The organism is Polaribacter aestuariivivens, assembly GCF_005885675.1.
Classification (GTDB): domain Bacteria; phylum Bacteroidota; class Bacteroidia; order Flavobacteriales; family Flavobacteriaceae; genus Polaribacter; species Polaribacter aestuariivivens.
On record NZ_VANR01000007.1, the window covers coordinates 1 to 12,086 of the forward strand.

Sequence of the window (12,086 nt, forward strand, 5' to 3'; positions counted from 1 at the left end):
CCATAGACTTATGTACGCTTCTCCCGTTAGTAATAACGGGAGAGAAACTCTTTTTTTTGTTTTGATTTTTATCATATTATTTTACCATATGTCAACTTTTACAGTTATATTTTAACTGAAAATTTTAGGGTGGTTATAGCATTAGGGCTCACCTCTTCCCATCTCGAACAGAGAAGTTAAGCCTAATAGCGCCGATGGTACTGCATTTATGTGGGAGAGTAGGTCGCTGCCTTTCTTAAATACTGAATCTATTTCAGTATCTATAAGCCTCATATCAAAAGATATGAGGCTTTTTTATTTAATCTATAATTATTTTATTTATAAATTTTAATAAAGTAAAAATTATTTTGTAAAATATTTATCTTAATTTTCGTTATTAGCTTTATACTTCGTTTATTTACAAATATGAAATTATTTATTAGTTTTTTTTTCTTTGTTTTTTTTTCATTTAATTTGAAAGCACAAATTGGAGGAGAGAATGTTTATGAATTTTTGAATTTAGCTACCTCTTCGAGACAAGTTGCTTTGGGAGGAGAAGTTTTAACTTTGTTAGATGACGTAAATCAACCAATTTGGAACCCGAGTACTATTAATTCTAATTTAGATAATCAGCTTTCTGTAAATTATTCTAGTTATTTAGCTGGTATAAATATTGGATCAGTATCTTATGCAAGAGAAATTTCGAAACGCTTTGGAACTATACAAAGTAATATTTCATACTTGAATTATGGAACATTTATTGAAGCCGATGAACAAGGAAATGAAACAGGTACTTTTAATGCAAGTGATATTGCAGTTTCAATTGGATATTCTTATAATATCCCCTATACTAATTTTTTTTTAGGAGCAAATATTAAATTTATTAATTCAAATATTAGTAATTTTTCATCTTTTGGAATTGCTTCAGATTTTGGTATACTTTATTACAGTGCATATAAACCCTTTTCTGTCACCTTAGTTGTAAGAAATTTAGGAACACAAATTAAATCTTTTAATGGACAAAATGAACGCCTTCCATTTTCTGTAGCTCTTGGAGGTTCGTATCAATTAGAATATGTACCTTTAAAGTGGTATGGAACAATAACTAATTTACAGCAATGGAATATTTCTGTTGAAAACCCTTCAAATCAAACCACAGATTTAGAAGGAAATGTAACTAATGAAAATATTGGTTTCTTGGATAATGCCCTCAGACACTTTGTTATTGGTGCGGAATTATTTCCAGAAAGTCTTATTAATTTACGAGTAGGGTATAATTTTAGAAGAGCTGCAGAGTTAAAATTACAAAATGTTAGAACTTTTAGCGGAATATCAATAGGGTTTGGAATAAAAATGAATAGATTTAAATTTAATTATGCATATTCTAAATATCATTCTGCTGCAAATGCAAGTACGTTTAGTTTAGAGATAGATTTGAATAGTGATAGAAGATAATTATTATGAATAATAATATAACAATTGCTGTTGATGGTTTTTCATCAACAGGAAAAAGTACCGTAGCAAAATTAATTGCTAAAAAATATAATTTTATTTATGTTGATACAGGAGCAATGTATAGAGCTGTAACTCTATTTGCAAAACAAAATAATTTTGTTGGTAAGGGGTTTTTAGAGGAAACTAAAATCATTTCTTCTTTAAAAGACATTTCTCTCTCATTTAAATTTAATGAAAAATTAGGATTTGCTGAAATGTATTTAAACAATGTTAATGTAGAAAAAGAAATAAGAACATTAGAGATTTCACAATTAGTAAGTAAAGTTGCTGCAATTTCTGAAGTAAGAAAAAAATTGGTTTCTGAACAGCAAGAAATGGGAAAAAAAGGAGGCGTTATTATGGATGGACGAGATATTGGTACTGTTGTTTTTCCAAATGCAGATTTAAAATTATTTATGACTGCTTCAGCAGAAAAAAGAGCGAAAAGACGTTATAAGGAATTGATAGATAGAGGTGATAAAATTTCTTATGAAGATATTCTTTTAAATGTAAAAGAAAGAGATAGAATAGATTCTACAAGAGATGATTCTCCTTTAATAAAAGCTGATGATGCAATTGAATTTGATAATTCGAATATGGGTATTGAAGAACAGTTTAAAGAAATTTGTACTTTAATTGATAACAAACTTAAAGAAATAAAATAGTTTACAAACAGGTATAGCCCTGATTGAAACGACATCCTTTTTGCTTTTTTAGCAAAAAGATACAGTGAAAAGCAGGAAAAAGCTTCAAACAAAAATTTAAGGAATGTTTAAATACTTATGTGTTTGTAATGAAATTTTCCACTTTGGGTTTTTCATAACATAATTTACAATTTCCTCAGTCATTTTTTCTTTTTTACTCCATTCTGGCTGTAAAAAAAGTTGACATTTTTTACCCACTTTAGCAGCTTCCTGTTCCGCAAAATCAAAGTCTGATTTATTGTGGATAATCATTTTTAATTCATCTGCCTCTCTGTAATTTTCACTTAAAGGCAGTTTTGTTTTTTTTGGCGAAAGACAAAACCAATCCCATTTTCCAGAGAAAGAATACGCACCAGATGTTTCAATATGTGTTTTTATATGGTTTTCTTGAAGCAATTTTGTAATATAATCCATAGACCACATTAACGGCTCACCTCCAGTAATTACAACCGTATTTGCGTGCTTTTTTACATTTTGTACAATTGTATCTGCTAGTGTTGGTGGGTGTAAATCTGCATTCCAACTTTCTTTTACATCGCACCAATGGCAACCCACATCACAACCACCAACTCTTATAAAATAAGCAGCTGTTCCTGTATGTGATCCTTCACCTTGTATTGTATAAAATTCTTCCATTAATGGAAGCATAATTCCTTTGTCTACTAAATCTTGCGTCTTTTTATCCATCTTACTTCTTTGCGGCAATAACTTCAATTTCAATATTTGCGCCACCAACTAAATCGGCTGCAAAGGTAGTTCTTGCAGGTAAATTATCAGTAAAAAAAGTTCGATAAATTGTATTCATTTTATTAAAATCATCAATATTTGCTAAAATTACAGTACATTTTACAACATCATTTAATGTTAAGTTGTGATGTTTAAGAACAGCCTGAATATTTTTGATGGTTTGCTTAGTTTCGGCTTCTATACCACCTTCCGCTATTTTGCCTGTTTTATGATTTTTGCCAATTTGCCCTGTTAAAAAAAATAAATTACCAACTTGAACAGCATCAGAAAAAGGTGTGTTTTGTCTGCTTTTTTCATGAGATTTGTGGTGTTTTACTATTGTTTTTGAATTGTTTTTGCACGAAATATTTATTACTAATAAAAGAAGAAATAAAATTTTTATAATATTTTTCATAAAGTTTTGATTTTCAATCACAAATATAAAAACAATTAATGTAAATTATTTTGGTTGTAAGTACTTAAAAATCAAATGAATTTTGTAAATTTGCACTCCTTTTTACGAGAACAGATTTATAAAAGGAATATAAAATAAAAATTTATAAAAACATCTCTTGTCGTTTTTATCGTTAAAAATCTGAATAACAGCAAGATACAAATTTTATTTTCAGAAATGTCTGAAGAAACAAAAAACACTGAAGAGCAAGTAGAAGCTACTGAAGTACAGAAAACAGAAGCAACTGCTCCAGTTGTTGAAGAAAAACAAGATCCAAAACAATTTTTAGCTGATTTTAACTGGCACAAATACGAACAAGGTATTGAGGCTGTAGATGAACAAAAATTACAAGATTTTGAAAAAGCGTTGGAAGGAACTGTAGGTTTCGTAAATGAACGTGATGTTATTGAAGGAACTGTAATCAGAATTACAGATAGAGATGCAATTATCGATATCAATTCTAAATCTGAAGGAGTTATTTCTTTAAACGAATTTCGTTACAACCAAAGTTTAAAAGAAGGAGATACTGTTGAAGTATTAGTTGATAAAAGAGAAGATTCTTCTGGTCAGTTAGTATTATCTCACAAAAAAGCAAGAGTAATTAAAGCTTGGGAAAGAGTAAACAATGCTCACGAAACTGGTGAAGTAGTAAACGGTTTTGTGAAGTGTAGAACTCGTGGTGGTATGATTGTAGATGTTTTCGGAATTGAAGCATTTTTACCAGGTTCTCAAATTGATGTAAAGCCAATTAGAGATTACGACCAGTATGTAGAAAAAACAATGGAGTTTAAAGTTGTAAAAATCAACCACGAATTTAAAAACGTTGTAGTTTCTCATAAAGCATTAATCGAGGCTGATATTGAATTACAGAAAAAAGAAATCATTGGTCAACTAGAAAAAGGACAAGTATTAGAAGGTGTTGTTAAAAACATTACTTCTTATGGTGTGTTCGTAGATTTAGGTGGTGTAGATGGTTTAGTACATATTACAGATTTATCTTGGTCTAGAATCAATCACCCTAATGAGGTTGTTGAGTTAGATCAAAAATTAAACGTTGTAATTTTAGACTTTGATGATAACAAATCTAGAATTCAATTAGGTTTAAAACAATTATCAGCTCATCCTTGGGAAGCTTTAGATAACGACTTAAAAGTTGGAGATAAAGTAACTGGTGAAGTTGTAGTAATTGCTGACTATGGTGCATTTGTTGAAGTAGAGCAAGGTGTAGAAGGGTTAATTCACGTATCTGAAATGTCTTGGTCAACTCACTTACGTTCTGCACAAGATTTCGTAAAAGTTGGTGATAAAGTAGAGGCTCAAGTGTTAACTTTAGATAGAGAAGACCGTAAAATGTCTCTTGGTATGAAGCAATTACATCCAGATCCTTGGACAGATATTACAACTAAATACCCTGTAGGATCTACTCACACTGGTACTGTAAGAAATTACACAAACTTTGGTGTTTTTGTAGAGTTAGAAGAAGGTATTGATGGTTTAGTATACATTTCTGACTTATCTTGGACTAAGAAAATTAAGCACCCATCAGATTTTGTAACTGTTGGTGACAAATTAGAAGTACAAGTATTAGAATTAGATGTAGAGAACAGAAAATTAAACTTAGGTCATAAGCAAACTCAAGATAATCCTTGGGATGCACATGAAGCTACTTATACAATAGGTTCTACTCACGAAGGTACTATTAAAGAAAAGAATGATAAAGGAGCTGTAGTTACTTTTGCTGATGGCGTTGAAGGTTTTGCACCAACACGTTTCTTAGAAAAAGAAGACGGTTCTAAATTAGAAAAAGGAGATACAGTAGATTTTATTGTAATGGAATTTTCTAAAGAATACAGAAGAGTAGTTGTTTCTCATACTTCAATTTTTAAAGAAGAAGAAAAGAGAAATATTAAAGCTGCTGCTAAAAAATCTGCAGATGTAGAAAAAACTACATTAGGAGATATTGGTGGTTTAGCTGCTCTTAAAGAAAAAATGGAAGCTGGTGCAAAAAAGAAGAAAAAGTAATTTTTCTCTTTTAGTAAAAAGCTAAAATTTAAAATATCTAAAAGCCGATACAAATTGTATCGGCTTTTTTTATGCATTAAAAATTAATCATAATGATTTACGTCTTCGTAAGTTAGCCCTAAATATTTATCAATTATTGCAGTTAAACCAATACCACCTTCTAAAGTTTCTTTAGCAATGTCTAAATGAATTTTTTGGATAGTTGTTTGTGTTTTTAAAGCGTTTAACAACGCTAAAATATTTGCTGGTTTTTGTAATTCTTCTTTCAAATAGTCATTAATAATTATATCATTATCAATTGTAATTTCTTGCTTGCTAAATTCATCAAAAGAACGATTGTTTTGAGATAAAGTATTTAATATTGGATACACTTCTTTAAAATATAGGTTATCATTATTATTTTTGACTTCAATAAAATTATCTTCACAGAAAAGATAAAAATCAATCAACTCAAGGCTTAACTCTTTATTTTTAATTAAAGATTGTTGTCCAGAAGAAACCAATTCTTGATATGTATTGTTTGTATTTGGAAAATTATGTGTAAAAGTTAAAATGTTCAATTTTTCGTTTAAGCTATCAATTTTAATAAAACTCTTTAATCGATTATAATCATTTAAAAGCTTGTTGGCTACATTTATACTGTATTCATAATCTTTAATTTGATCTTTTAAAGCTCCTTTTTGATACTCAATATCTTCAACAACATTTATTAAATACCATTCTTCTTTCTTTGTGTTTTCTTTTTCTTGATTCCAGTTGTTAAACTGTAATGCCAGTAAAATACCAATCATTACCAAGGCAATTTCACCTAAAGCATACAGAGCATATTTCTTAAATTTATTATTATGTATTAAGTGATGTCTAACTTTTCTAAAAATATGAATCATAATTTTTAAATTTAATAATTGAGAGTTTGTTAGGTGTTTTTCAGTTTATATGTATCTGTAAATTTTACAAATTATTGATTTTTATAAACTTACAATTAATAATTATCATCTTCAAAAATATTTCAGCATCCCATCAAATAAAATTATCTTTGTAATTCTTAAAAAACACATATTAATGACATTAATTAAATCTATATCAGGAATTAGAGGAACCATTGGAGGAGAAACAGCCAATAATTTAACACCAATAGACGCTGTAAAATTTGCATCAGCTTATGGCGCTTTTATAAAAAACAGAAACAGTAATAAAAAAAATATTAAAGTTGTTATTGGTAGAGATGCTCGTATTTCCGGAAAAATGATTTCGAGTTTGGTTGCCAATACATTAGTTGGTTTAGGAATTGATGTTGTTGATTTAGGACTATCAACCACACCAACAGTAGAAGTTGCAGTGCCTTTAGAGAATGCAGATGGAGGTATTATCTTAACAGCATCTCATAATCCTAAACAATGGAATGCGTTAAAATTATTAAGCGAAAAAGGTGAGTTTTTAAATGGAGCTGAAGGAGAAAAAATTCTTGAATTAGCTGAAAGTGAAGATTTTGAATTTGCAGAAGTTGATGACTTAGGTACTTACACAAAAAACAATTCTTATTTAGAAAAACATATAAAAGAAGTTTTAAACTTAGAGTTAGTAGATGTAGAGGCGATTAAAAAAGCAAACTTTAAAGTAGTTGTAGATGGTGTAAATTCTACAGGTGGTGTTTTTATACCTGCACTATTAAAAGAATTAAATGTTGAATGTGTTGAATTATATTGTACACCAAATGGACAATTTCCTCACAATCCAGAACCGTTAAAAGAGCATTTAACAGATATTTCTGAATTAGTTGTAAAAGAAAAAGCTGATTTTGGAATTGTGGTAGACCCAGATGTAGATCGTTTGGCATTAATTTGCGAAGATGGTTCTATGTTTGGAGAAGAATATACTTTAGTTGCTTGTGCAGATTATGTTTTAGGAAAATTAGGAGGAGGAAATACAGTTTCCAACCTGTCGTCTTCAAGAGCCTTAAGAGATATTACAGAAAAGCATGGAGGAACATATACAGCCTCTGCAGTTGGAGAAGTAAACGTGGTAATTAAAATGAAAGAAACCAATACTGTAATTGGAGGAGAAGGAAATGGAGGAATCATTTACCCAGCTTCACATTATGGTCGTGATTCTTTAGTGGGTGTTGCTTTGTTTTTATCACATTTAGCAAATCATAACATGTCTTGCAAAGAATTAAGAGATTCTTATCCAAGCTATTTTATGAGTAAAAATAAAATTCAATTAACACCAGAAATTAATGTTGACAAGATTTTAGAAACCATGGCATCTAAATACGCAAATGAAGATGTAAATACAATAGATGGTGTAAAAATTGATTTTCCAGAAGAATGGATTCATTTAAGAAAATCGAATACAGAACCAATTATAAGAATTTATACAGAAGCAAAATCACAACAAGCAGCTGACGATTTAGCAGTTCGTTTCATAAATGAAATTAAAGAAATTATAGCTTAGAAATGTTGAAAACAAATTTAATTTTTATCGTTTTTTTACTAACTTCTCTAACCTTTTTATCACAAGAAAAAGAAGTGAAAAAAACATCAAATAAAGGAAAATTATTTTTTTATTGGGGATGGAACAGAGCAAGTTTTTCAAATTCTGACATTCGATTTCAAGGAAATAATTACGATTTTACATTACAAGATGTAAGAGCAAAAGATAGGCCTACAGATTTTACTTTTGATTATTTTCATCCAACCAAAATAACACTACCTCAAACAAATGTAAGAGTGGGTTATTTTCTTAGTGATAATTATACCATTTCAGTTGGAGTTGATCATATGAAATATGTAGTTGAATCATATCAAAACGTAAAAATTAATGGTGAAATAAATGCAGGAACTCCTTTTGACGGAGTTTATAATAATGATGACATTCAACTTACACACGATTTTTTACGATTTGAACATACAGATGGTTTAAATTATGTAAATGTAGAATTAAAAAGGTTTGATGAAATTGGGCATTTCATTGGAATAAATCATAAAGATTTCCAATTAAACATTACAGAAGGTTTTGGAGCAGGTGTATTATTTCCAAGAACAAACTCAAAGCTTTTTAATCAAAAACGATGGGATGAATTTCATGTTTCTGGTTGGGGAATTTCGGCAGGAGCAGGTTTAAATTTAACATTTTTTAAATACTTTTTTGTACAATCAGATTTAAAGTATGGCTATATAAAAATGCCGAATATAAGAACCACAGAGAACACAGAAGACAAAGCTTCACAAAGTTTTACATTTTTTCAAAAAACAATTGTATTCGGAGCAAAATTCAATATTTAAAATCAAAGTAATGGATTTAGAAAAGTATTTTAGTCAGTTTAGAAAAAACATTGTAGGTATCAATCAAAAATTTAAATCGCCTTATGGAGAACAAGATTTAATTTACACAGATTGGACTGCAAGTGGAAGACTATACCTTCCAATTGAAGAAAAAATGCTCTATAAATTTGGGCCTTTTGTTGCAAATACACACACTGAAACCTCTACATCAGGAGCTGCAATGACATTGGCTTATCACGAAGCAAGAAAAATCATCAAACGTCATGTAAACGCTAATGATAATGATGTATTAATTACGTCAGGATCTGGAATGACAGGAGTTGTAAATAAGTTTCAACGTATTTTAGGTTTAAAAGTTTCAGAAAATTTAAAAGACCATACCACTATTCCAGAAGAAATAAGACCTATCGTTTTTGTTTCTCATATGGAACATCATTCGAACCAAACATCTTGGTTAGAAACCATTGCAGATGTAGAAGTAGTACCTTGTAATGATGAAGGTTTGGTGTGTTTAGAAAGTTTTGAAAAATGCATTAAAAAACACGAACATCGTACTATAAAAATTGCATCTATAACGTCTTGTTCAAATGTTACAGGAATAAAAACAGCCTATCATAAAGTTGCAAAATTAATTCACAGTTATAATGGTTTATGTTTTGTAGATTTTGCTTGTTGTGCACCTTATGTTGATATTAATATGCATCCATCAGAAGAAGATGAATACTTAGATGCAATTTTCTTTTCTCCACATAAATTTTTAGGTGGTCCAGGTTCATCAGGAGTTTTAATTTTTAATAAGAAACTATACAAAAACACCATTCCAGACAATCCTGGAGGTGGAACTGTAAGTTATACAAATCCTTGGGGAGAACATGATTATTTTGATGATGTAGAAATTAGAGAAGATGGTGGTACACCTGCTTTTTTGCAAACGATAAGAGTTGCTTTAGCAATTCAGTTGAAAGAACAAATGGGTGTTGAAAATATTAAGAAAAGAGAAGATGAAATTAATAAAGTTATTTTTAAAACTTTAGAGAGTCTTGATGGAGTAAAAATATTAGCACCAAATCATAAAGAAAGATTGAGTATTTTTTCTTTTTATTTTGAAAAGTATCATTTTAATTTAGTGGTAAAATTATTAAACGATCGTTTTGGAATTCAAACAAGAGGAGGCTGTTCTTGTGCAGGAACTTACGGACATTTTTTATTAAATGTAGATCAAGAAACTTCCAACAGAATTAAAGATCAAATTTTACATGGCTGTAATACCGAAAAACCAGGTTGGGTTCGTTTATCAGTTCATCCTACAATTACAAATAAAGAACTAGAATTTGTTTGTAATGCATTAAAAGAACTCTCTGAAAATATTGAAAACTGGTCAAAAGATTACGAATATCATCCAATTAAAAACGATTATGCCCACAAATCTGTTGCTCCAATTGAGCATCAGTTGGTAAATGATTGGTTTAATTTGTAATATTATTTATTTTATTTAAACTCAGCAGGTACTTTATCTCTATGCTTAAATCTTTTGTGAGACCATAAATAATATTCGGGTTGAGCTAAAATATTTTTTTCTGTCAATTCAGTATATAAATCGGTAATTTTATAATCTTCAAAATCTTTTGGAGTTTCAGTTATTAGTTGAAACTCTATTTCATAATAACCTCTTTTTACTTTTTTTGCAACGTAGTTTATTACTACCAAATCAAATCTTTTAGAAAGCATTTCTGCACCTGTATGCACAGGTACTTTTATATTGAAAAATTCACGCCAATAATAAGTTTTATGAGGTTGTGGAGATTGATCACTCAATAAAATATAAGCACCTCTTTTGTCTTCTGAAAATCTTTTTTGCATTCCCTTAACCATTTCAGAAGTTTTATAACCTCTTACACCAAATTTTTCTCTAGAAGATCTTACGTATTTCTCAAAATATTTATTATTCAATTTGGTATATGCACCATACACATCTATATCTATTACTTTTGCTAGACTTGTAGACCATTCCCAGTTTGCTTGATGTGCACCAACCAAAGCAATATCTCTACCTTGTTTTGTAAATTTATTTACTAACTCTGGATTTTTGTATCTATAACGTTTTAAAATTTCTTTTTCAGAAATTGAAAAAGCTTTTACGCTTTCCATCATCAAATCCATTAAATGTTTAAAGAATTTTTTTCTAATTTTTAATAATTCTTGTTCAGGTTTTTCTGGAAAAGCAAGCTGTAAATTTTCCAACACAACACTTTTTCTGTAGCCAATAACGTAATAAATTAGAAAGAAAAAAAAGTCAGATTTTATATATAAAATTCTCATAGGAAGTTTAGATAAAACCCAAATTATTGGATATGTAATCGCAAATACAATAAACTGCATAATATAGTTTTAGAACTGCAAATATCGTATATAAATTTAAATTGAAAACAGATATTAGTAATCGGTTTTTAGTATGTTTGTAATATGATAGGAAATATGAATCAAGCAGTTTTGTTAATAATCGTAGCAAATGTTTTAGTTTCTATGAAAGGCTTTAATGATTATGCCTTTTTAAATAAATATAAATTTCAAGTAGGTAGTATTTTATCTGGTGAAAAAGTTAGAATGTTAACTTCTGGTTTTTTACATGTAGATTGGATTCATCTTGGTTTTAATATGTATGCTCTGTATTTATTTGGAGGTATAGTTGCAGGCATGTTAAGTACTCCATATTTTTTAATAATTTACTTTGGTAGTTTGTTAACAGGAAGTTTATATTCGTTAATGTTTCATAAAAAAGAACCCTATTACAGTGCTGTTGGAGCTTCTGGAGCAGTATCAGGAATCATATATTCTTCGATATTGTTATATCCAGATATGAGTTTGTATTTACTATTTATTCCAATTCCAATACCAGGTTATATTTTCGGAATTGGTTATTTATTATATTCCATTTACGGAATGAAAAAACAAGTTGGTAATATTGGACATGCTGCTCATTTAGGCGGTTTGATGGGAGGTTTTGGTTTAACATTACTATTGTTTCCATCTTTGTTTTTTGTCAATAAACTAATGGTAGTTTTATTGGCAATTCCAATTTTACTTTTATTAATTTTTGGAGATAAACTTAAAAAGATATAACATAAAAGCTTTTTTATTTTTTTTGAGTTAATCTAATTTTATCTGTTTAGACAAATATTTTTCAATAAATTTTTAGCATAAAAAAAACTCTGTTATTTCTAACAGAGTTTTTTTGAGCGAAAGACCAGGTTCGAACTGGCGACATTCAGCTTGGAAGGCTGACGCTCTACCAACTGAGCTACTTTCGCATGGTAAAGGACTGCAAATATAAAATCATTTTTTATTTCTACAATGTTTTTTTCAAGAAAAAACATAATATTTTTAATAACGTTAAAAATGAAATAGTTAGCAAAAATAGTGGTC

At 29.2% G+C, this 12,086-nt stretch carries 11 protein-coding genes, 1 tRNA gene and 1 rRNA gene; 8 read left to right on the plus strand and 5 right to left on the minus strand.

The features are described from left to right. Positions 1-125 precede the first annotated feature (125 nt). The 3 genes from rrf (at position 126) to cmk (ending at position 2,138) form a co-directional block, all read left to right on the plus strand. A 5S ribosomal RNA gene (gene rrf / locus FDT66_RS12425) occupies positions 126-235 on the plus strand. Between the two features lie 170 nt (positions 236-405). Then, complete coding sequence (porQ, locus tag FDT66_RS12430) at positions 406-1,434, plus strand: type IX secretion system protein PorQ (RefSeq protein ID WP_138537033.1); 1,029 nt, start codon at positions 406-408, stop codon at positions 1,432-1,434. Between the two features lie 5 nt (positions 1,435-1,439). Further along, entirely contained in the window at positions 1,440-2,138 is a 699-nt protein-coding gene (gene cmk / locus FDT66_RS12435) for a (d)CMP kinase (protein ID WP_138537035.1), read from the plus strand. Between the two features lie 96 nt (positions 2,139-2,234). Here cmk and FDT66_RS12440 read toward each other — a convergent pair whose 3' ends face one another. Further along, the gene (locus FDT66_RS12440) at positions 2,235-2,864 is read right to left on the minus strand and encodes a 7-carboxy-7-deazaguanine synthase QueE (protein ID WP_138537037.1); all 630 of its coding nucleotides are present in this window, start codon (positions 2,862-2,864) and stop codon (positions 2,235-2,237) included. Between the two features lies 1 nt (position 2,865). Continuing rightward, positions 2,866-3,318 carry a RidA family protein gene (locus tag FDT66_RS12445; RefSeq protein ID WP_138537039.1) on the minus strand — a complete coding sequence of 151 codons (453 nt, stop codon included), beginning with the start codon at positions 3,316-3,318 and terminating at the stop codon, positions 2,866-2,868. 216 nt (positions 3,319-3,534) lie between these two features. On the opposite strand from FDT66_RS12445, the gene rpsA reads away from it, so the two are divergent. Then, positions 3,535-5,379, plus strand: coding sequence for a 30S ribosomal protein S1 (gene rpsA / locus FDT66_RS12450; protein ID WP_138537041.1), 1,845 nt, complete (start codon positions 3,535-3,537; stop codon positions 5,377-5,379). Between the two features lie 83 nt (positions 5,380-5,462). Here rpsA and FDT66_RS12455 read toward each other — a convergent pair whose 3' ends face one another. Continuing rightward, entirely contained in the window at positions 5,463-6,266 is an 804-nt protein-coding gene (locus FDT66_RS12455; protein WP_138537043.1) for a DUF6090 family protein, read from the minus strand. 175 nt (positions 6,267-6,441) lie between these two features. Here FDT66_RS12455 and glmM point away from each other — a divergent pair, with 175 nt between their 5' ends. Genes glmM through FDT66_RS12470 form a run of 3 tightly spaced genes read left to right on the plus strand, consistent with a single transcriptional unit; the run spans position 6,442 to position 10,140 of the window. Continuing rightward, complete coding sequence (gene glmM / locus FDT66_RS12460) at positions 6,442-7,833, plus strand: phosphoglucosamine mutase (RefSeq protein ID WP_138537044.1); 1,392 nt, start codon at positions 6,442-6,444, stop codon at positions 7,831-7,833. 2 nt (positions 7,834-7,835) lie between these two features. Beyond that, complete coding sequence (locus tag FDT66_RS12465) at positions 7,836-8,663, plus strand: hypothetical protein (protein ID WP_171032384.1); 828 nt, start codon at positions 7,836-7,838, stop codon at positions 8,661-8,663. A 10-nt stretch (positions 8,664-8,673) separates the two neighbouring features. Then, entirely contained in the window at positions 8,674-10,140 is a 1,467-nt protein-coding gene (locus FDT66_RS12470) for an aminotransferase class V-fold PLP-dependent enzyme (protein WP_138537047.1), read from the plus strand. Between the two features lie 11 nt (positions 10,141-10,151). Here FDT66_RS12470 and FDT66_RS12475 read toward each other — a convergent pair whose 3' ends face one another. Continuing rightward, positions 10,152-11,042 (minus strand): lysophospholipid acyltransferase family protein, encoded by an 891-nt coding sequence (locus FDT66_RS12475; RefSeq protein ID WP_138537049.1) that lies wholly within the window; start codon positions 11,040-11,042, stop codon positions 10,152-10,154. A gap of 96 nt (positions 11,043-11,138) precedes the next feature. Between FDT66_RS12475 and FDT66_RS12480 the strand changes: the two genes are divergently transcribed. After that, entirely contained in the window at positions 11,139-11,783 is a 645-nt protein-coding gene (locus tag FDT66_RS12480) for a rhomboid family intramembrane serine protease (RefSeq protein ID WP_246034871.1), read from the plus strand. 115 nt (positions 11,784-11,898) lie between these two features. On the opposite strand, the gene FDT66_RS12485 is transcribed toward FDT66_RS12480, so the two are convergent. Continuing rightward, a tRNA-Gly gene (locus FDT66_RS12485) sits at positions 11,899-11,971 on the minus strand. Between the last annotated feature and the right edge of the window lie 115 nt (positions 11,972-12,086).